This is a genomic window from Hoeflea sp. AS60 (genome assembly GCF_038900115.1).
Taxonomy (GTDB): domain Bacteria; phylum Pseudomonadota; class Alphaproteobacteria; order Rhizobiales; family Rhizobiaceae; genus Hoeflea.
This window is the reverse complement of the sequence record NZ_JBBMQP010000003.1, coordinates 159,339-179,101: the sequence shown is the minus strand read 5'-3', so window position 1 is coordinate 179,101 and position 19,763 is coordinate 159,339. Positions and strand designations below refer to the sequence as shown.

Here is a 19,763-nt window from a genome sequence, read left to right as displayed (position 1 = left end):
TTGCCGATTGAAAGCCGGCGTTCTCGATTATGCGCCGAACCGCTCCAGCGCCATGTGAAACATGCCCGCATCCACATTTCCGCCGGAGATGGTGACAATCACATCCTCTCCCTCGATTTCATCGGCATGAAACAAGGCGGCCGCCAGGGCGACTGCGCCTCCGGGTTCGGCAACCAGTTTGAGCCGCGAAAACGCAAACGCCATGGCCTGCAGCGCCTCATCCTCACTCACCGCCAGGCCCGGGCCTGCAAGCCGCGACAGGATCGGGAATGTCAGATCGCCGGGCTGCGGGGTGAGGATTGCGTCGCAAAGCGAGCCAGACATCCGACTGTTGCGCTCGATGGTGCCGGAAGCCAGGCTGCGAGCCATGTCATCAAATCCTTCGGGCTCCGCCGTACGTACCCGAAGCTTTGGAGCGTTAGCCTCCAAAGCCAGTGCAATGCCTGAGGCAAATCCACCGCCGCCGCAGCAGACAAGGATATCCGCTTGCGAAATGCCTTCCGCAGCTGCCTGTTCGGCGATTTCCAACCCACAGGTGCCCTGACCGGCAATCACCATCGGGTCATCGAAGGGTTTGATCAGCGTCAGGCCGTGCTCCGCCGTCAGCCGGGCGCAGATCTCGTCCCGGTCCTCTGTGGCGCGGTCGTAGAGAACCACTTCCGCACCCAAGGTACGGGTATTGTCGATTTTCATCTTTGGTGCGTCGGATGGCATGAGGATGATAGCGCGTGCGCCGTGCCGCGCAGCAGCCAAAGCCACACCCTGGGCATGGTTGCCGCTGGAAAAGGCGATGACGCCGCGTGCCCGAAGGTCAGGGGCCATCCCCGACAGCGCCGACCATCCGCCGCGAAACTTGAAACTGCCTGTGTGTTGCAGGCATTCCGCTTTGACCCAGACGCGTCGGCCTGCAATCTCATCGAGGAACGGAGAGTTGAGCAAGGGCGTGCGGCGGACATGGCCTTCAAGCCGGGCTTGCGCTTCGCGGATCATCTCGATGTTCATCTGTTTCCCAATCTGAATGGCCGGCCTGTGTGCGATTGAAAAATCACGCGGAACTTACGCCGTTTGAGGCAGTATGCGGCAGGCCTGACAGATGGGTACAATCAATTGATTTCATGGGACACAAAAAACGCCGCGCGAGGCTGGCTCACGCGGCGTATCACTTGGTATGGCTCGCTTGCTCAGGCAGCGTGGCCGTAAACCCGGTTGCTGACAATCGGAGTGCCATCAAGCTTGTGCCAGTTCTTGGCGATAGCCAGAACGCCGAGATCGGCGAGCGGCTCGACAATCACGACCAGCATGTAAGCGCCACCGAAGGCCGCGATCTGCGACAGATTTTCAACGCCAAAGCCGTGGCCATAAAGTGCCCAGAAACCGACCCACATGACAATGCCACCCTGGTAGCTGGTCGAAAGCGCAAGCGCCTGCTTGTAGGACACATCCTTGTAGGCGGTCGCCGCCGGGATGATCCGCTTGGCAATGAGCGACATTGCGTAGAGCGGCACCAGCAATGTGGTGACGTTCATGCCATATTGCGGCAGATCGAAGGGAGCGAAAAGCACGCCCTGGATCAAAAGACCCAAAGCCAGGCCTATCGCTGCCGGACCGGCGCCGAACATCAGGTAAAGCGTCGAGCCGAGGATGAGGTGGACTTCCGAGACGCCAACAGCGTGATGCGGAAACACTTCAAAGAACGTGAAGACGAGAAGCGTGGTGATCACCGAGCGCATCGCCAGCGCGGTTGCGCCGCCATCCTCGCGGATCGTGTCCCAGGACATCTTCAGTGTCAGGCCGCCTGCCGCAGCCGCGGTTGCGTAGCTCAAAGCCAGTTTTGCGCCGTCTACGACGCCGGGTTCAATATGCATTTCTAAGCCCTTTCTGCACCCATCGTGCAAGAGGTTGGAGTTGGAAACCCGCGACTGCGGATTCCATAGTCCGGGCAGGTCTCCTGGCTTGCGCTTGATCGCCGTCATCCGCCTTCCCGGGGGATCCCCAGTGGCATTATGGATGCGACTCACGCTCACAGTTGCGAGGGCAGCCACGGATCGGGCCCTGTTTCAGGTCGTCCCTACCGTGTTCCCCTTTAATCCCGAAAGCTTGGCCTTCATGGAACCCGAACAAGCAATTCGTATTCTGGAGCTGACCAGATAGCAATCTGAAAACACGACGTTTTAAGCCGCATCCCGCAACTTTGCAGCTTTTCCGTGGGGCAGGCTGCCGAGGCGGATTGCCCGTGTTGGAGCTGACTGTTACTCAATCTTCATGAGGACTGAAAACACCGACTTTCCGCACTGGCTCGGCCCCGGGCTGGCAACCCTTGGTGTCATCGCAGCATCGGTCGGGTTCGGATTGGTCCCGTATTTTGCCCGTTCGCTGACTGCTGAAGGCATCGCGCCGCACGCCATTGCCTTTTTCCGGTATGCTTTTGCGGCAATTGTACTTGTGCCCTTCGTCTGGCGCGCCAGGGCCAGATGGCCTGCTCTGCTCTGGGGCCTGATCGCCGGTGTCGGCATGGGCGTGGGGTGGATCGGTTATGTTCGCGCGGTGGAGATTGTTCCCGTGTCGACAGCGGGCATTCTCTACATGACATACCCGGTGTTTACGCTGCTGATTGCCTGGCTGATGTTCGGAGATAAGCCGGGTCGCCGCGCCGTTCTGGCGTCACTGATGATCATCGCGGCAGCTGCACTTGCCACCTCACCGGGTGCAGTGACTGTCGATCAGATGCCCGCCCTGATTTTGTCGTTGGCAGCGCCTCTGGGATTCGGGTTTGGCATCAATGTGCTGGTGCACAAGCTCACAGTGCTCAATCCGGTGGCGCGCATCGCCTGCGTCAGTCTCGGTTCTGTGCTAGGGCTTTTGCCATTGATGATCGCCACGCCGATTGCAGCGCTTGTCCCCGGCACTGTGTCAGGCTGGTGGCTTGTGGCTGGCATCGCCTTTGGTTCGGCGCTTGTTCCACAACTTCTCTACACCGTCGCTGCGCCCGCCATAGGCACCGCACGGACTGCGATTGCCGGAAGTTTCGAGCTGCCGACAATGTTTCTGGTGGGGTGGTTTGCCTTTGCGGAGCCGATCGGCTTGGCGCAGTGGATTGCCTGCGCCATCGTCATTTCGGCAATTGCGCTGACGCCGGGAAAGTCCATTCGCAGTGTGGCTGCGAGCCTTCCGGGTGAGGAGAAAGAGCGCATATTCAGTTAAGCTTGTTTGCTGCGATGCAGCGAAAATCTGCCCCCTGCCTTGACACAGCCGCAATTATCAGGCCTAAGAGGCGCAACTGGATAGGGGCCAAATCGGCCGCTGCACGCCTCCTTAGAGTCGAGATGAGCGTGTTCTGACTTCCCCTAACGTCCACCTTGAAATTTCGCGTCGGCCAGCGGCGATGCGCCCAACCCGAACTCCTCCGATTGCGGTCATGCCGTAGCCGGCGGGAATTTTGTGATCGGGCATGGTCCGCGAATGGCAGCGCGCAAGCGCTCCCCCGACGTATTGCCCAAAATTCGAAAGTTATACCATGTTGTTTTCCGAACTCGGTCTGTCCAAGGCCCTCCTCGACACGCTTGATGGTCTTCACCTGACCACACCGACACCGATCCAGGTGCAGGCTATCCCTCCCGTTCTCGAAGGCCGTGACGTTATCGGCCTGGCGCAGACCGGCACCGGCAAGACCGCAGCGTTCTCGCTGCCGATCCTGCATCGCCTCGCGCCCGGCAAGAAAGCCGCGCCGAAGAAAGTCCGTGCGCTGATCCTTTCGCCGACCCGCGAACTGTCCGCCCAGATTGCCCGGAGCGTCAAGGACTACGGTCGCAAGCTGCATCTGACCTCGTCCGTTGTTGTTGGCGGTGTTTCGATCCGCCCGCAGATCAAGGCGCTGGCTGGCGGTATCGATATTCTCATCGCCACCCCGGGCCGGCTGATGGACCTGATCGAGCAGCGCGCTGTCTCGCTCAACGAAATTGAAGTCGTGGTGCTCGACGAGGCTGACCAGATGCTCGACATCGGCTTCATGCCGGCGATCAAGCGCATTCTCGCGATGACGCCGCAAAATCGCCAGACCCTGTTGTTCTCGGCGACCATGCCCAAGGAAATCCGCCAGCTGTCCGACCGTCATCTGAAGGACCCGATCGAAGTGTCGGTGATTCCTGCCAAGAAGACTGCCGACCGCGTCGAGCATTCGGTCATGCACATGCCGACACCTGCCAAGATGGGCGCACTGGCTTCGCTGATCCGTGACCGCAAGGGCGAACGCGTGATCGTGTTCACCCGCACCAAGCGCGGCGCCGACAAGGCCGTCAAGCGGCTTGAAACGGATGGCTTCAACGCAGCCGCCATCCACGGCAACAAGTCTCAGGGCCAGCGCGAACGCGCGCTTGCAGGTTTCCGCGCCGGCACCGTGCCTGTGCTGATCGCCACCGACATTGCTGCCCGTGGCATTGACGTGCCGGGCGTGACCCTGGTGGTCAATTACGAGCTGCCGAATGTGCCGGAAGTTTATGTTCACCGCATCGGCCGCACCGCGCGCGCTGGCGCTGAAGGCACTGCCGTGACCTTCTGTGCACCAGACGAACGTTCGCTTCTGCGCGACATCGAAAAGATGCTGAAGACAGAGATTCCGGTCGAAAAGGCGCCTGAAGGCACCTATGTCGACGCATTGGCTGATCCTGATGGCGATTTTGCTCCGCTGAACAAGACCCAGCGTCCGCGCCAGGGTGCACGGCCGCAAGGCGCCAAGCCGCAGGGTCAGGGCCGCAGGCCCGATCAACGTCAGGGCCAGGGTGGAAAGCCGCAAGGCCAGGGTCGCAACTCCGGCAATGGTCAGCAGGCAGGAAAGCCCGGCGGCAACCGGCATCAGCCGGCAGCAGCCGCAAATCAGAATGGTGATCAGCCGGCAGCAAAGTCGCGTCGTCGCCGCAGCGATCGCCGTCCGCGGCCTGAGCAGGCTGGCGACAAGGCAATTGCTCGCGGCTGATACCAGTCGCCGGATTTCCGCCGGAGCTGATTTCAGGTTCGGCGTGAGAGAGTAAAGACGCAAATGGCGCAGCGATTTTTCGCTGCGCCATTTGCATGTTGGAAACCCATTCGCTGTTCAGCCATTGTTTCGCGGGCCGTATCGTACTATCTGCGAGACATGCAATCACACGGAGACTGGCTTATGAGCGACGAAGAAGAGAAGACGACAGAACTGCCGCTGGGCAAGGAAGCGGAAGCAAACCTGTTCAAATCGCGCTCGATCTTCATCTATGGTGGCATTACCCAGGAATTGGCGCACAAGGTCAGCGCCCAGCTTGCAGCGCTTGCTGCGGCCAGCGACGATGATATCCGCATCTTCGTCAATTCACCGGGCGGCCATGTGGAATCGGGCGATTCGATCCATGACATGATCGGCTTCATCAAGCCCAAGGTCTGGATCATCGGAACCGGCTGGGTCGCCTCCGCAGGCGCACTGATTTATGTCTCTGTGCCGAAAGAGCAGCGCCTCTGCCTGCCCAACACCCGCTTCCTGCTGCATCAACCATCCGGCGGCACCCGCGGCATGGTTTCTGATATCGAGATCCAGGCGCGCGAAATCATCAAGATGAATGCCCGGTTGAACGCGATCTTCGCCAAGGCCACCGGCCAGAAGATCGAAAAGATCGCAGCTGACACCGACCGCGATTACTGGCTGTCGGCAGAGGATGCCAAGGAATACGGCCTGGTGGGCAAGATCATCACCAGCCAGAGCGAAATCTGAGCCGAGCTCAATCGCTTACCATTCAAGCCTCCGCTGGTGAGAACCGGCGGGGGCTTTTTGTTTAGAGCCGATCATCTTTAGATGGAATCGTTTGAAAGCAGGGATTTCATGATCTGGCTAGGAGCGTGAGGCGACGCGGCGCGAGCGCCGTTAGCCTCGCGCGACGACGTCCAGGGCGTGAAAGATCAAGTTCAGACGATTGCAATGGTTCTTTCTTGGCCAACACGCCTTACTTAACCAAGCTTGGGCGTCTTTTCTGCGCCAACGTCGTCAAAATCCTCGCACGATGCGCGGCATCGCGCTTGCGGTTTTTCCTAGCTGACACGAAAAATCCTGCCCATCAAACTGCTTCCAGCTAAAGATGATCGGCTCTAGCTCTTCTGCGACTTGTGTTTTTTCGCCTGCTTGATCATCTTGCCGAACGCCTTGTCCTTGGACCGGCGCTGGGCGAGGCTTGCGGTGTTGTGCTGGTCTTCTGCAACAAGCTTGCGCCACCGGGTCAGCCGCGCTTCGTCGATGTCGCCGCGCTTCAGTGCTGCCTGAACCGCGCATCCGGGTTCACTGACGTGGGTGCAATTGTTGAAGCGGCATTCGAGCGACAGGGCATCGAGATCGGAGAAGACTTCCGCAACACCTTCTTCCGCATCTGTCAGCTGCAATTCGCGCACGCCCGGCGTGTCGAGTACGGCGCAGCCATTGGGCAGTATGTGCAACTGGCGGTGGGAGGTGGTGTGGCGGCCCTTGGCGTCATCTTCGCGGATGGACTGGGTGACGGCGACTTCGCTGACCGAGAGCGCATTTGTCAGCGTTGACTTACCAACTCCGGAAGAGCCAAGAAAGGCGATGGTCTGGCCCGGCTTGCACCATGGCGCGAGTTTTTCCTTTGGCTCGTCGCTCTTGGCATTGAGCGTCAGCACCGCAACTTCGGCTGAAATCGCCTCGGCGTCCGTGACATATGCGGAAGGATCTTCGCAGAGATCGGCCTTGGTCAGCAGGATCACAGGCGTCACGCCTGCATCAAAAGCGAGCGCAACATAGCGCTCCAGCCTTGCGACGTTGAAATCGAGATTGCACGAGGTGACGATGAAGGCGGTGTCGATGTTGGCGGCGATCAGCTGGACGGAGCGGTCGTGGCCGGCGGCGCGCCGCTTGATCAGGCTCTTGCGCTCCATCAACTGGCTGGCGCTCGGCAGATCGTGGTCGAGCAGCAGCCAGTCGCCCACCGTGGCATCCGCGCGCGGAGGGACCATCATGTCGATCCCGTCACCCAGAACGCGAAGGCCGCTGCGATGCACTTCGGTGACCCGGACCGGCGGCGTTGCTTGCATGTCGTCGACACTGATCTGCTGGGCAAAGAAACTCTGCCAGCCGAGCGTCTGCAGGACGGATGCCGCAGGCTTGCCGGTTCCACTGCCAGACGCGGGCGGCTGGAACGCTGAATAATCACGCGTCATCGTGTATAGCTTTCATGCTTCAGGTCCCAAAGCTTGCGCGAGCAGATAGAGTTTTCATGCAAATGCCTCGCATTGCGCGATCCTTGCGCTGCGTACAGGCTTTCAGAGTAGCATTCTATGCTATCGATGCGGAAATCGATTCTGTTTTTCAGAGCAATGCAGAAAAAACCGCGAGGCACTCCCCCTTGATCCCGACACTTGAGACCGAACGGCTGTGGCTGAGGCCGCAGACAATGGACGATTGGCCGGCCTATGCGGGCATGATGATGTCCGAGCATGCTGTCCATATGGAAGGGCCGCACACTTCGGCTGAAGCCTGGGGGCTGTTCTGTCACGATATGGCGCAATGGCCGCTTCTGGGGTGCGGCGCACTGATGATCGAAGCCCGCGAAACAGGGCAATGTCTGGGGCAGGTCAGCATCAATCACGGACCGCTGTTTCCCGAGCATGAGCTGAGCTGGATGCTCTATCCGGCGGCCCAGGGCAACGGCTATGCGTTTGAGGCGGCGGGGGCCTTGCGCGACTGGGGGTTTGGCGAGCGTCGGCTTAAAACAGTGGTCAGCCACGTCGATCCGGAAAACCACCGTTCGCGCAAACTGGCGGAACGGCTGGGCGCCGAGCTGGAACTTGATCCGGAGCGCCCGGGGCCTGAGGTTCTGGTCTACCGGCACAAGGCTAGGTGAAGGAGCCGTCGCTTGCGCTTCAGGCGGCCAGCGGCTCGAATATCACCATGTTACGTCCGCGGGACTTTGCCGAGTAGAGACACTTGTCGGCTCGACGGAACAGCTCGTCGTAAGCCGTATCGCCGCCGAATGCCACGCCACCCACGCTGACTGACAGTTGGTTCGTTCTCTCATCCGGGGGGAATTCGGCTGCGCTGATCTGCTGCCTTATGCGTTCGGCTACTGTGGTGGCCTGATCAAAGCCTGCCTTTGGCAGGAAAACGCCGAATTCCTCACCGCCAATTCGCCCGACGATATCGCCTTGTCTGAGTGATTTGTGAATGGTTTGTGCGATGATCTTCAGCGCTTCGTCACCGCTTTGGTGACCGAAGCGGTCATTGATCGATTTGAAATGGTCAGCATCGACAATGAGGAACGCGCCGACTGCGTGGGTCTTGTGCTCGGAAGCCTGCCTTAAAAATGCATCGACCATCATCTTGAATGCCCCCCTGTTAAGGACCGTTGTGAGGCTGTCAGTTGCCGCAAAGATGCTCATCTCGCGGTGGGCAATGGCCAGCAGACGCATCTTGTGAAGCAGCAGGAAGAGCATAGGTGCTGCCAATCCCACAGGCACCAGGATGTCGAACAGAATTGCGAATTTCAGGGCTTCGGGTGATAGCCTGTCAAAATTGGTTGAATCGACCAGTAAAGCTGTTCCGAGACAGAAAAGGGTGCCGCCGCTGGTTCCAGCGATGACCCTTCCCTTGCCGGTGGCTGAGAAATCAAACTTCAATCTTGCACGCGCTCCGCTGCAGTCGAGCCAACTCTGACCCAGCCTGCATTGAACACGCATATGTATGAGATATTATTAATGTAGCAACATTATATATAGCCGGTACGTTCTGCACAGTTGGTTCCTGCACGGCCGTTTTGCAGGCACAAAAAAGCCCCCGCCGGTTTTTCCAGCGAGGGCTCTCATTGTCTTGCGGCTTTTCAGCCATCGTTACGCTCAGGAAAAGTCGAGCGCGCGGTCGCCGTTTTCGTCTTTGATGCGGGTCGGCAGGCCGTTGTGGTTCAGGATGTTGAGGAACGGCTTGGGGTCGAGTTCCTCGACATTGGCCATGCGCTTGACGTCCCATTCGCCGGTGGCGACCAGCATGGCGGCTGCAACAGGCGGCACGCCGGCTGTGTAGGAAATGCCCTGGCTGCCGACTTCATTGTAGGCGTCCTTGTGGTCGGCGACGTTGTAGATGAAGACTTCGCGTTCCTGACCGTCCTTGGTGCCCTTGACGAAATCGCCGATGCAGGTCTTGCCGGTGTAGTCTGGCGCCAGCGATGCCGGGTCGGGCAGGCAAGCCTTGACCACCTTGAGTGGCACGACTTCCGAGCCGTCAGCCAGCTTGACCGGCTGTTCTGACAGAAGGCCGATCGAATTGAGCACAGTGAAGACGTTGATGTAGTGATCGCCAAAGCCCATCCAGAAGCGCACATCGGCGCCGTCCATGTTTTTCGCCAGCGAGTGGACTTCGTCATGGCCGCAGAGATAGGCCTTCGACGGGCCGACGACGGGCAGATCATAGGTCTTGCCGATCTCGAACATCTTGTTGGTCTGCCATTCGCCGTTCTGCCAGGAATAGACCACGCCGGTGAATTCGCGGAAATTGATCTCCGGGTCGAAATTGGTGGCGAAATACTTGCCGTGGCTGCCGGCATTGATGTCGACGATGTCGACATCGGTGACGGTGTCGAAATAGTCGTTCTTGGCAAGCGCCGCGTAGGCGTTGACGACGCCGGGATCAAAGCCCGCGCCGAGGATGGCGGTGATGCCCTTCTCTGCGCATTCGTCAGCACGCTTCCACTCATAGTTCCCGTACCAGGGCGGGGTTTCGCAGATCTTGCCCGGCTCTTCATGGATGGCGGTGTCGATATAGGCGGCACCGGTGTCGATGCAGGCGCGCATGACCGACATGTTGAGGAATGCCGTACCGACATTGATGACGATCTCGGAGCCGGTCGACTTGATCAGCGCCTTGGTGGCCTCGATGTCCATGGCGTCGAGCGCGTGGCCCTGGAGCACGCCTTCCTGCTTCATCGCGCTCTTCTCGGCGATGGAGGCGATGATGGCGGCGCACTTGGCCTTGGTGCGCGAGGCGATGTTGATGTCGCCAAGCACGTCGTTGTTCTGGGCGCATTTGTGGGCGACAACTTGGGCTACGCCACCGGCGCCGATGATGAGGACGTTCTTCTTCATGATGGGGGACTAACTCCTATGTCCAATCGTCAGATGCCTCAGGAGAGGCTGTGTTCGAAATCCGCGTAATCAAACTCACGGACCGTTCTGATGCTGCCATCCAGTTCCCGGATGGCGATTGACGGCATTCGCACGCCGTTAAACCAGTTTTTCTTGACCATTGTATAACCGGCGGCGTCCTGGACCGAGATCCGGTCGCCGATGGAAAGTTCGGTCGGGAAATTGAACTCGCCGAAGATATCGCCGGCGAGGCATGACTTGCCGCAGATCATGTAGCGGTGATCGCCTGTGTTTGGGGCAATCTTGGCGTTTTCGCGGTAGATCAACAGATCCAGCATATGGGCTTCGATGGAGCTGTCGACAATGGCGAGATTCTTGCCATTGAACAGCGTGTCGAGCACGGTGACTTCCAGCGTTGTCGACCGGGTGATCGAGGCTTCGCCGGGCTCTAGATAGACCTGCACGCCATACTCGCCTGAAAAACGCTTCAGCCGCTCGGCAAATTGTTCCAGCGGGTAGTCGTCGCCGGTAAAGTGAATGCCGCCGCCGAGGCTGACCCATTCGGCCTTTTTCAAGAGCGGTCCGAACTTCTGCTCGATCTCGGAGAGCATGGTGTCAAACAAGGCGAAATCGCCGTTCTCGCAATTGTTGTGGATCATGAAGCCGGAGATCATCTCCATCACCGGTTCGACCTTTTTCAGATCCCACTCGCCAAGGCGGGAATAGGGCCGGGCGGGATCGGCGAGATCGAAGGTCGAAGAGGAGACGCCGGGATTGAGGCGCAGGCCGCGCGTTATGCCCTGAGCCTTGTGAGAAAAGCGATTGAGCTGACCTATGGAATTGAAGATGATCTTGTCGGCGTGTGAAACCACTTCGTCGATCTCGTGATCGGCGTAGGCCACGGAATAGGCGTGGGTTTCCTTGCCGAATTTCTCGCGACCGAGGCGGACTTCGTTGAGCGACGACGAAGTGGTGCCGTCCATATAGTCGGCCATGAAATCGAACACGCCCCAGGTGGCAAAGCATTTGAGCGCCAGCAGCGCCTTGGCGCCCGAGAGTTCGCGCAAACGGGCGATCTTCTCCATGTTGATCAAGAGCTTTGACTTGTCGATCAGATAATAGGGCGTCTGGATCATGGTCTCATCCATCCTGGGGCATCCTAGCTCAATGGGGGAGGGCATGCCGGCAACGGCAGCGGGGCTGCGGGATAACGGGTTAAACGTTGTCCCGGCGGCCGGGCGTGAGGGGGAATTAGGAAAATCCGCTGTCATAGGCAAGGGCGAAAGGGGAAAATGGTGAAAAAGGGCGGCCTTCGCCGCATGTCACGCCAAATTCTCCGCGCGCGAAGTTTCGCCGGCGGGTTTGGATCACATTCAAGTCCGGAGGGCCGCACGCGGGCTTTGCCTCTGGATAGTGAGTAAAAACGGTGGCGCAGCGCGCGCACGGCCCGAGTATCGCCGGATGATGTCCGCATCCGACAGGCGGCGCCTTGCACTCCCGGGAGTGGCTTATCCACCAGGTTCCCGCCCGGATTGCTCCGGCCGCGGTCTGGACTGACCGCGTGAATGTTTCTCGGGGTCCGGCACGGACGCTGACGCGCCACGGATGGCTCGTCATGTCCGCCACAGGCCCGGACCGGAGCTTCCGTTTCCTGCCGCAATGGCGGCGTTGCGAAAACGGGTGCCGGCCCGGTGGCTGGCTTTGCACGGTCAAGGTCGACCGCCCGCCAGCGGAGCCCCGATGGCCTCCGCCTCCTTGCGCGACCTGCCGCACGTTACGGCAGATCCCGAAAGGCCTTCCTCCCGCCTGGTCCAACACGTTCAGGGTCCATCCGGCAGCGGGAGCGGACGAAGTATGGCATGGGGGTGGAAGGTGGGGATGAAATGGGGGTGGATTTTGGCTAAGGGGTTGTTTTAATTGGAACGTGCGGCTTTTCCCCTCCCCCTTGAGGGGAGGGGTCAGGGGTGGGGGTGGGCTTCCGCACAGATGTTGATTTCGAATGTTTTTCACCCAGGCCAAGATACCCCCACCCGGATCGCCTGCGCTGACGCTTGTCTCTCCGACCTCCCCTCAAGGGGGAGGTGGGGTGCTGCGGGCGCGACGTCCGATCTCCCCCCTTGCGGGGAAGATGCCCGACAGGGCAGAGGGGGGTAATGATCCGGATTCGGTGTTTGCGGTGTCACCCCCCTCTGTCAACTACGGCGACCAAGGGCGAGCCACGGGTCTCGCCCGTCCTTCGGACCCCGCCGCAAGGGGGAGATTGGGGGCAGTGGTTCGCTTGTGCTCCATTGAGCTGGTGGGCCCCGCTCAACTGTGGGGAGGGGCCTTCCCAAAGGCCAGATAATCTTTGTATTGTCTGTCGAGCCGCAATTAAGGAGCCGCCATTGTCCACCGTCCGTGAAATAGATACTAAGGCCAATTTTGGTGAGTTTCTGATGTCCGTTCTGGACATGCATCAGATTGAGCGCGGCCTGTCCCGCATGAGATATGTCGATCTTTGACCATTGGACGAGAAGACCGGTATTTGAGACGCATTGGTAAAACACGATTTCTTTCGGTTGCCATTGTGGACTCTGCTGGATCGGTGTTGTTGAAAGCCTCGCACACGCTAGCTAGTGCAGTCTCGATTCGGAAGATAAGGATAAAGCCAAATGGTCCAAATGAGCTTAGAGCAGTCACGCGCGACGGTCGTGGAGTCTGACATGCGGGGCCACCCTTCTAATAGGGCATCGGAGAGCAAATTGGACGTTTATTTTTCCGCTGACATTGAAACAGACGGACCGATACCTGGACCATATTCGATTTTGTCATTCGCATTGGTTTACGCTGGGTCGTATGACGGCAAGCATTTTAGGCGGCCAAAAAACTATGAACAAAGCTTTTATCGAGAATTAAAGCCGATTTCGCCAAATTACGAAAAGGAAGCTCTTGAGGTCAACGGACTTGATCGGTTGTCGCTTATTGAGAATGGGATGAACCCCGAACGGGCAATGGAGGAGGCTAGGGATTGGGTTTTGGATATTGCTGGTAACGGCGACCCGGTATTTGTTGCTTATCCTTTGAGTTTTGATTGGACCTGGATCTATTGGTATTTTGTTCGCTTTTCAAAGCATGGTTCCCCGTTCGGGCATTCTAGATGCTTTGATATTAAAACTGCTGTTTCGGTGAAAACGGGGTTTCCAATTGCAGACTCTGGCAGGTCGAAGCTTCCGAGGCAGCTTCTTCCTTCCGGGCCACATACGCATCATGCCCTTGATGACGCTGTTGAGCAGGCTGAGATTTTTGCAAATGTCTTCGAATGGGAGGCTTGAAATTGGAGTATCTTGCAACTCGTAAGGTCGACACGGAATTGCGTTTAAGTAAGCTCCAGGCTGAATTAAAGGATTCGGCCAATCAGCTGGGAGATAAGGCTTGTGTTTATGCAACAGGATCGTTTGGGCGCCTTGAGGCCGGTAGCAAAAGCGACTTAGATCTATTTATAGTAAGTAAGATTGCGGAAGTTGATGGCGCAACAACTAGCCAACTCCGTAATTTGGATGCGATTTTGGTGAAGGCAGAGCTAATCCGTGCAATCCGTAAAATGAGTATTCCTGATTTTGATGCTGACGGTAAATATTTGGGGCACTACTCAGTTACCCAATTTACTTCCTCCATTGGCGCTCCCGACGACGATGCCAGCAACACTTTGACTGGTCGATTATTGTTATTTCTTGAGAGCCGGCCTTTGCTGGGTGAGATTGCATACAGTGATATCATTGATGATGTTATTGCGTCGTACTGGCGCGATTATGGTGATCATGCAGAAGGTTTTATGCCCGCGTTTCTAGCAAACGACATCCTGCGTTTGTGGCGAACATTTTGCGTGAACTATGAGGCTAAAACAGTGCGCGATCCGCACGATAAGAAAATAGAAGGTAAGATAAAAAACTATAAGTTGAAGCACAGTCGAATGCTTACTTGCTATTCAGCGCTTTTATATCTTCTTGGGGTTTTTGAATTAGATCGAACCGTCTCTCCGGAACGTGCAAAAATAATGACGCAACTTACCCCTACGGATCGGTTGCGGTGGTTGTTGGAGAAGTCAGAATTTGAAGCTGTTCATTCTACAGTTTATAAGCTTTTGGAAAAATATGCGGAGTTCTTGAAAAGAACTGATCAGCCCAAAGACCAGCTGATCGCTGAGTTCGAGAAAAATAGCAAAGAGTGGATGACCGAATCTTATGAGTTCGGAGATCTGATGTTTGACGCATTGTCCGGTCTTGGTGGCAATAACAGATTCTATCGCCTGATTGTTGTTTAATGCCTTTTCGGGCCTCCGTCTGGGTTAGCCCACCAATCCCCCCTTGCCAACCCATCCCACCCCCGCTAATAATCGCCTCCATGAACCCGACCACGCGCTCCTCCGAGACCAACTTTGCCCGCTTTGCAGCGGCGGTGGTTTCGCATGCGCGTCTGGGCGGTCTACTTCTTCTCGCGCTTAGCGGCGATCGCCGGGCTCGTTGAGGAGCGTCCGGCGGTCGAGACCGCCGTTTGCGCGACCCGCTCCTCTCTCGCGACTTTACATTTTTTCCTGAATGCAACATGACGGCTTGAGGCCGGTTGATGTCGCCAAAGCGCGGCTCCCGGGATTTGGGCCAGGAAACGAGAGACACTCATGACCGCACATTCTTCATCCGGACAGAAGGGCATGCCGACGGCTGCCCAGAAATACCATGCCTATCCGTTGATCAATCTTGCCGACCGGACCTGGCCGTCCAAGCGCATCGAGACGGCGCCGATCTGGTGCTCGGTGGATTTGCGCGACGGTAACCAGTCGCTGATCAACCCAATGGGGCATGACCGCAAGGCGCGGATGTTCCAGCTGCTCATCGACATGGGCTTCAAGGAAATCGAGATCGGGTTTCCCTCGGCCTCGCAGACCGATTTCGATTTTGCCCGTTGGTGTGTTGAACAGGGCGGGGTGCCCGATGACGTGTCGCTGCAGGTGCTGGTGCAGTGCCGGCCGGAGCTGATCACCCGCACCTTCGAGGCGCTGGAGGGTGCGAAGCGGCCGATCGTGCATTTTTACAATTCGACGTCTGAATTGCAGCGCCGCGTGGTGTTTGACAAGGATGTGGCGGGCATCAAGCAGATTGCGGTTGATGCGGCGAAGATGGTCAAGGACATGGCCGAGAAGGCCGGTGGCGATTTCCGGTTTGAATATTCGCCCGAAAGCTTCACCGGCACAGAGCTCGAAGTGGCGCTGGAGATCTCCAATGCGGTGATCGACATCATCCAGCCGACGCCGGACAACAAGCTGATCCTGAACCTGCCGTCGACGGTGGAAATGGCGACGCCGAACATCTATGCCGACCAGATCGAGTGGATGTGCCGCAACATCAACAACCGCGAGAACGTGCTGATCTCGCTGCATCCGCACAATGACCGCGGCACCGGAATTGCGGCGACGGAACTGGGGTTGATGGCAGGCGCCGACCGGGTCGAGGGCACGCTGTTTGGCAATGGCGAGCGCACCGGCAATGTCGATGTGGTTGCGCTCGCGCTGAACATGTTCACCCAAGGGGTGGACCCGAAGCTTGACTGCTCGGACATCGAGCGGATCAAGGCGGTGTTTGAATATTCCAACGAGATGAAGATCCCCGAGCGGCATCCCTATGTCGGCGAACTGGTCTACACGGCGTTCTCCGGCTCGCACCAGGATGCGATCAACAAGGGCATCAAGGCGATCCGCCAGGCCAACAAGCCCGAGTGGGAAGTGCCTTACCTGCCGATCGACCCGGCCGATGTGGGTCGTTCCTATGAGGCGATCATCCGGATCAACTCGCAATCGGGCAAGGGCGGCATCGCCTATATCCTGAAGGAGGATTACGGTCTCGACCTGCCGCGCAACCTGCAGGTGGAGTTCCGTGAGGAGATCCAGCGCATTACCGATGAAGAGGGCGTGGAGCTTCCGCCGAAGCGGATTTACGAGAGCTTCATGGAGCTCTATGTCAGCCAGCCGGGTTCGCGGCTCGGGTTTGTCGATCATCACACACACACCGACCCGAACAACAAGGGCATCCGCATTGTCTCGGCCGAGATCACCGACAATGGCGAGACCAGGCGCATCGAGGGCCGCGGCACCGGCCCGATCGACGGGTTTGTCAACGCGCTCAACGCCTATCTCGGCATCGAGCTGACGGTGGCCAATTATTCCGAGCATTCGATGCAGCACGGATCGAATGCGGCGGCGATCTGCTACATGCAGATGGAAACGCCGACGGGCAAGCTCTATGGCGCGGGCGTCAACACCAACATCGTGGCGGCGTCGCTCGAAGCGGTGGTATCGGCGGCCAACCGGGCGCTGGCTGCCAAGAGCTGAGATGACATGAATGGACCGCCGCGCCCCACCAGGCGCGGCGGTTTGTTTTTGACTGCGACAGTTTGAAATGGTGCATGTAACTTATCGTGCAACTGAACGAATTTGACGCGACATGCATTGGAAGGAGAGCAGCTTGAGCGAACTTCACCTTGATATTTCGGGACCCGAAGACGGTATTCCGCTGGTGCTCTTGCACGGGTTTGGCGGCGACGGCTCCACCTGGGATGCGGTGAAGGCCGGATTGCCGGGCACGGTTCGGGTGATCACGGTTGATCTGCCCGGGCATGGCGGCTCGCTCAATGCTGATGGTCGTGGCGGCGCAGGCAGGATGGCCAAGGCCATTCTCGCGGGGCTTGAGGCTGCAGGCGTCGACCGGTTCCATCTCGGCGGGCACTCGATGGGCGGCGCGGTTTCGGCGCTGATGGCCATGCGTGCGCCTGAACGGGTGAAATCGCTCACACTGGTGGCGCCCGGCGGCATGGCGAAGGCGATCAATGCCGATCTGCTCAATCGCTATGCCAAGGCCACGACCGAGGCCGAAATCCGTGGATGTCTCAACGAGATGTCGGCGCCGGGGTTTGTGATGTCCGAGGCTGTGGTTGCGCATTGTGTCGCCGCCCGCTCGAAGCCCGGTCAGCTCGAGGCGCTGGACGAGACCTATCAGGCGATGTTCCCGAACGGGGCGGAGGAGGGGCAGGGCGTGTTGCCGGGCGATGCGCTTGCGGCCCTTGCGATGCCCGTTTTCGTGATCTGGGGCACCGAGGACACGGTTCTGCCCTGTCCGTCGCCAAGTTCGCTGCCTGCCTCCTTCGCTTTCAGCGTGTTGCCCGAGCTTGGCCACATGCTGCCCGAGGAATCACCTGACGCGATCATCCGGGTGCTGGGGCAGGCGCTGACCAGCGGCGCCTGACGACCGGCAGTAGGCTTGCCCACACAGGGGCGTGAATCCGGTGCAAACCGCGGCTGAGCCCGGTTTGTGGCCCTTTACCACGTCCACAATCGGGCGCTGCCGCATTGTCGCCATCAACGCCGGTCTGTGGTAAGGAGTTGTTAACCAACCCTGTCCGGAACATTGCCATGACCGACCGACCCAAGACACCAGCCAATGACCGCCGCCTGTCGGATATCGTGCGCGAGGTCAAGATCGCCGCTGCTGACCGCACCGACGTGGTCGTCGACATGCGTGACGCCGATCGCGCCCGGCTGGAACTGCTGGCCGACGAAGTCCGCCCGATGCTCGGCGATATCGAACCGAGCGACGACCGGTTTGATTTTGGCATTTCCACCGGCCTGCAGCCGCGGCTGTGGATAGATGCGGTTGCGCATGTGCACATGGGCCATGACCGCCGGGTGTTCCGCTTTGTCCGCGACACGCGGCTTGGCCGGGTGATCATGTCGGATACCAGCGACATGGCGGCGACGGCGGATTCGGTCGGACGCTACATCGCCGAACGGGTGATAGAGCGTGAACGGATCCTGGAGGGCGATTTCGAATCGCTGAAGGCCGGTGCTGCAGGAAATGCGGTGTCGGATGAGGCCAGCGAACCGGCGCCTGCTGCCATGCCTCGTGCAATGAATGCGTTTTCCGAGCAGGAAGAGAGCCGACAGGATGTGGCTGTCAGCCAACCGGCACAGCCTGCTGCCAGCGCTGCGCCCGTCAAGACACCCGCGGCGTCCGCTTCTGCACGCACCGGCGGTGCCGGTCTGGTGCTTGGCGCGTCATGGTTCATTCTGGGCTGTGTCGCAGGCGCTGCCGCCCTTGTGGTGGCCTTCTGGGACCGGCTGTCGGCAATGATCAGCTAAGGTCTCTTTCGAACCTTATCAGACCTTCCGGATTTTCGATCAGGCCGGGGCCATCGGTGCCCAGTTGCATGCGGCGATGAATGGTCTGCCAGTTGCCCGGTTCGCCGTCGATCTCGAACAGGTTGAAACCTGCCATCGGTTTGCGACCGCCCGGTCCCTGGCTTGCCGAGGCAATGCCCACGATCGGAACCGGTCCGTCACGGCCCTTGAGATGGTGCAGCGTATCGAGATGGGTATGACCATGCAGCACCAGTTCGGCGCCGTGCTGCTTCAGCATCTTTGAAAAATGGCCGATACCGCGCATCCGCTTGTGCCATTTGGCTGCGCCCCGCACCGGCGGATGATGGATCAGCACCACGCGGTAGAGCCCATCCTGCTTGGCCTTTTCGAGCAGTTGCCCTGCCGCGCGCGCCTGCTTGCGGCCGAAATCGCCGGTGGCCATGAAGGGCAGCGTGGCGTTGGCGGTCGACAGGCCGATGAGCGCAATGGGCCCGCGTTGGCGGTAACTCGGGAACAGCGAGCCGTCGGGCGCAGGACTGTCGGACAACAGCCAAGGCCGCCAGGCAGCCGTGGTCCTGCCCAGCGCTCCGCGCACATAGGCATCGTGATTGCCGGGCACCAGAGTGGTCTTTAGCGGATCGAAATGGGTCTCGAGCCAGAGCCGGGCAACCTCGATTTCGGTCCGTGTCGCCAGATTGACCAGATCGCCGGTGATCGCCACATGATCGGGTGCCGACAGACGCAGACCGGTCAGCACATTCTCCAGCGTGTTGCCAAAAAGGTGCTTGCGGCGATTGCGATGCCAGTTCACATAGCCGGTGATGCGCTTGGACGCGAGTTCGACCATGGTCACCCGTGGCAGGGGGCCGAGATGGATATCGGAAAGATGAGCAAGTCGGAACATGATGTGAGCAATAGCGATCCTGCGAGAGCGCCGCAAGCGGTGGATGGCAAGACTGCGCCGCCGCCCGAGATGCGAAACTGGCGGGCGCGGCTGGTAACAAGGGTGGTTCACATCTGGTTTGCGCTCTCGCGCGGCATGACGCTGGGGGTTCGCGGCGCAGCTTTTGACGATGAGGGCCGGGTGTTTCTGGTGCGTCATTCCTATGTGCCGGGCTGGCATATGCCCGGTGGCGGTGTCGAACGCGGCGAGACGCTGAATGATGCGCTGATCAAGGAGCTCAGCGAAGAGGGCAATCTTCAGATCATCGGAAACGCGGAGCTGTTCGCGGTCTATTTCAACAGCGGCACCAGCCGCCGCGATCATGTGGCTTTCTACCGTTGCAGGGTCACGCAGACAGCACTGAAGCTTGCGGACCGGGAGATCGTCGAAAGCGGATTTTTCGCTCTCGATGCGCTGCCGGACGGGGTGACGCCGGCGACATGGCGACGGCTCGAGGAACTGGCCGGTCGTGCGGCCATCAGCGAGAAATGGTGATGCGCGTCAACACTGGAGCGTGCCGATTTGTATCTCGACATAGGCTCGTCGCGGCTAAGGCTG

The 19,763-nt window shown here is 59.0% G+C and carries 17 protein-coding genes and 1 riboswitch; of the genes, 10 read left to right on the top strand and 7 right to left on the bottom strand.

Going from position 1 to position 19,763, the window contains the following annotated elements:
- Nucleotides 1–27: 27 nt before the first annotated feature.
- The gene (locus tag WNZ14_RS19985) at nucleotides 28–1,002 is read right to left on the bottom strand and encodes a threonine/serine dehydratase (protein ID WP_342870440.1); all 975 of its coding nucleotides are present in this window, start codon (nucleotides 1,000–1,002) and stop codon (nucleotides 28–30) included.
- Between the two features lie 179 nt (nucleotides 1,003–1,181).
- Nucleotides 1,182–1,865, bottom strand: a complete 684-nt coding sequence (locus WNZ14_RS19980) for an energy-coupling factor ABC transporter permease (RefSeq protein WP_342870439.1) — start codon at nucleotides 1,863–1,865, stop codon at nucleotides 1,182–1,184.
- A 55-nt stretch (nucleotides 1,866–1,920) separates the two neighbouring features.
- Nucleotides 1,921–2,132, bottom strand: a riboswitch (cobalamin riboswitch).
- Nucleotides 2,133–2,262: 130 nt separating this feature from the next.
- On the opposite strand from WNZ14_RS19980, the gene WNZ14_RS19975 reads away from it, so the two are divergent.
- The 3 genes from WNZ14_RS19975 (at nucleotide 2,263) to WNZ14_RS19965 (ending at nucleotide 5,731) form a co-directional block, all read left to right on the top strand.
- On the top strand, nucleotides 2,263–3,201 hold the full coding sequence (locus WNZ14_RS19975) for a DMT family transporter (protein WP_342870438.1): 939 nt from the start codon (nucleotides 2,263–2,265) through the stop codon (nucleotides 3,199–3,201).
- A 313-nt stretch (nucleotides 3,202–3,514) separates the two neighbouring features.
- On the top strand, nucleotides 3,515–4,969 hold the full coding sequence (locus tag WNZ14_RS19970) for a DEAD/DEAH box helicase (protein ID WP_342870437.1): 1,455 nt from the start codon (nucleotides 3,515–3,517) through the stop codon (nucleotides 4,967–4,969).
- Nucleotides 4,970–5,152: 183 nt separating this feature from the next.
- Nucleotides 5,153–5,731, top strand: coding sequence for an ATP-dependent Clp protease proteolytic subunit (locus tag WNZ14_RS19965; protein WP_342870436.1), 579 nt, complete (start codon nucleotides 5,153–5,155; stop codon nucleotides 5,729–5,731).
- Nucleotides 5,732–6,102: 371 nt separating this feature from the next.
- Here the strand turns inward: WNZ14_RS19965 and rsgA are convergent, their stop codons facing one another.
- A complete protein-coding gene (rsgA, locus tag WNZ14_RS19960) occupies nucleotides 6,103–7,185 on the bottom strand; it encodes a ribosome small subunit-dependent GTPase A (protein WP_342870435.1) in 1,083 nt (360 codons plus the stop codon).
- A gap of 185 nt (nucleotides 7,186–7,370) precedes the next feature.
- Between rsgA and WNZ14_RS19955 the strand changes: the two genes are divergently transcribed.
- Complete coding sequence (locus tag WNZ14_RS19955; RefSeq protein WP_342870434.1) at nucleotides 7,371–7,868, top strand: GNAT family N-acetyltransferase; 498 nt, start codon at nucleotides 7,371–7,373, stop codon at nucleotides 7,866–7,868.
- A 19-nt stretch (nucleotides 7,869–7,887) separates the two neighbouring features.
- Here the strand turns inward: WNZ14_RS19955 and WNZ14_RS19950 are convergent, their stop codons facing one another.
- The 3 genes from WNZ14_RS19950 to WNZ14_RS19940 all read right to left on the bottom strand — a co-directional run bounded on the left by WNZ14_RS19950 (nucleotide 7,888) and on the right by WNZ14_RS19940 (nucleotide 11,234).
- Entirely contained in the window at nucleotides 7,888–8,640 is a 753-nt protein-coding gene (locus WNZ14_RS19950; protein ID WP_342870433.1) for a GGDEF domain-containing protein, read from the bottom strand.
- Between the two features lie 216 nt (nucleotides 8,641–8,856).
- Nucleotides 8,857–10,098 (bottom strand): saccharopine dehydrogenase family protein, encoded by a 1,242-nt coding sequence (locus WNZ14_RS19945; protein ID WP_342870432.1) that lies wholly within the window; start codon nucleotides 10,096–10,098, stop codon nucleotides 8,857–8,859.
- Between the two features lie 38 nt (nucleotides 10,099–10,136).
- Nucleotides 10,137–11,234, bottom strand: coding sequence for a carboxynorspermidine decarboxylase (locus WNZ14_RS19940; RefSeq protein ID WP_342870547.1), 1,098 nt, complete (start codon nucleotides 11,232–11,234; stop codon nucleotides 10,137–10,139).
- Nucleotides 11,235–12,839: 1,605 nt separating this feature from the next.
- Here WNZ14_RS19940 and WNZ14_RS19935 point away from each other — a divergent pair.
- The 5 genes from WNZ14_RS19935 (at nucleotide 12,840) to WNZ14_RS19915 (ending at nucleotide 18,262) form a co-directional block, all read left to right on the top strand.
- Nucleotides 12,840–13,409: an exonuclease gene (locus WNZ14_RS19935; protein ID WP_342870431.1), complete on the top strand. Its 570-nt coding sequence runs from the start codon at nucleotides 12,840–12,842 to the stop codon at nucleotides 13,407–13,409.
- Between the two features lie 2 nt (nucleotides 13,410–13,411).
- The gene (locus WNZ14_RS19930) at nucleotides 13,412–14,398 is read left to right on the top strand and encodes a nucleotidyltransferase domain-containing protein (protein WP_342870430.1); all 987 of its coding nucleotides are present in this window, start codon (nucleotides 13,412–13,414) and stop codon (nucleotides 14,396–14,398) included.
- 354 nt (nucleotides 14,399–14,752) lie between these two features.
- Nucleotides 14,753–16,459 carry a 2-isopropylmalate synthase gene (gene leuA / locus WNZ14_RS19925; RefSeq protein ID WP_342870429.1) on the top strand — a complete coding sequence of 569 codons (1,707 nt, stop codon included), beginning with the start codon at nucleotides 14,753–14,755 and terminating at the stop codon, nucleotides 16,457–16,459.
- A 133-nt stretch (nucleotides 16,460–16,592) separates the two neighbouring features.
- Nucleotides 16,593–17,369 carry an alpha/beta fold hydrolase gene (locus WNZ14_RS19920; protein ID WP_342870428.1) on the top strand — a complete coding sequence of 259 codons (777 nt, stop codon included), beginning with the start codon at nucleotides 16,593–16,595 and terminating at the stop codon, nucleotides 17,367–17,369.
- A 167-nt stretch (nucleotides 17,370–17,536) separates the two neighbouring features.
- Nucleotides 17,537–18,262: a hypothetical protein gene (locus WNZ14_RS19915; RefSeq protein WP_342870427.1), complete on the top strand. Its 726-nt coding sequence runs from the start codon at nucleotides 17,537–17,539 to the stop codon at nucleotides 18,260–18,262.
- On the opposite strand, the gene WNZ14_RS19910 is transcribed toward WNZ14_RS19915, so the two are convergent.
- Nucleotides 18,255–19,166, bottom strand: coding sequence for a metallophosphoesterase (locus WNZ14_RS19910; RefSeq protein WP_342870426.1), 912 nt, complete (start codon nucleotides 19,164–19,166; stop codon nucleotides 18,255–18,257). The genes WNZ14_RS19915 and WNZ14_RS19910 overlap by 8 nt on opposite strands.
- A gap of 69 nt (nucleotides 19,167–19,235) precedes the next feature.
- Here WNZ14_RS19910 and WNZ14_RS19905 point away from each other — a divergent pair, with 69 nt between their 5' ends.
- Nucleotides 19,236–19,700, top strand: coding sequence for an NUDIX domain-containing protein (locus WNZ14_RS19905; protein WP_342870546.1), 465 nt, complete (start codon nucleotides 19,236–19,238; stop codon nucleotides 19,698–19,700).
- Nucleotides 19,701–19,763 lie beyond the last annotated feature (63 nt).

Coding starts and splice junctions, on each gene's coding strand:
- WNZ14_RS19945 (WP_342870432.1), bottom strand. CDS start 10,098: ATGAAGAAGAACGTCCTCATCATCGGCGCCGGTGGCGTAGCCCAAGTT.
- WNZ14_RS19970 (WP_342870437.1), top strand. CDS start 3,515: ATGTTGTTTTCCGAACTCGGTCTGTCCAAGGCCCTCCTCGACACGCTT.
- WNZ14_RS19975 (WP_342870438.1), top strand. CDS start 2,263: ATGAGGACTGAAAACACCGACTTTCCGCACTGGCTCGGCCCCGGGCTG.
- WNZ14_RS19985 (WP_342870440.1), bottom strand. CDS start 1,002: ATGAACATCGAGATGATCCGCGAAGCGCAAGCCCGGCTTGAAGGCCAT.
- WNZ14_RS19980 (WP_342870439.1), bottom strand. CDS start 1,865: ATGCATATTGAACCCGGCGTCGTAGACGGCGCAAAACTGGCTTTGAGC.
- rsgA (WP_342870435.1), bottom strand. CDS start 7,185: ATGACGCGTGATTATTCAGCGTTCCAGCCGCCCGCGTCTGGCAGTGGA.
- WNZ14_RS19905 (WP_342870546.1), top strand. CDS start 19,236: ATGCGAAACTGGCGGGCGCGGCTGGTAACAAGGGTGGTTCACATCTGG.
- leuA (WP_342870429.1), top strand. CDS start 14,753: ATGACCGCACATTCTTCATCCGGACAGAAGGGCATGCCGACGGCTGCC.
- WNZ14_RS19910 (WP_342870426.1), bottom strand. CDS start 19,166: ATGTTCCGACTTGCTCATCTTTCCGATATCCATCTCGGCCCCCTGCCA.
- WNZ14_RS19940 (WP_342870547.1), bottom strand. CDS start 11,234: ATGATCCAGACGCCCTATTATCTGATCGACAAGTCAAAGCTCTTGATC.
- WNZ14_RS19965 (WP_342870436.1), top strand. CDS start 5,153: ATGAGCGACGAAGAAGAGAAGACGACAGAACTGCCGCTGGGCAAGGAA.
- WNZ14_RS19915 (WP_342870427.1), top strand. CDS start 17,537: ATGACCGACCGACCCAAGACACCAGCCAATGACCGCCGCCTGTCGGAT.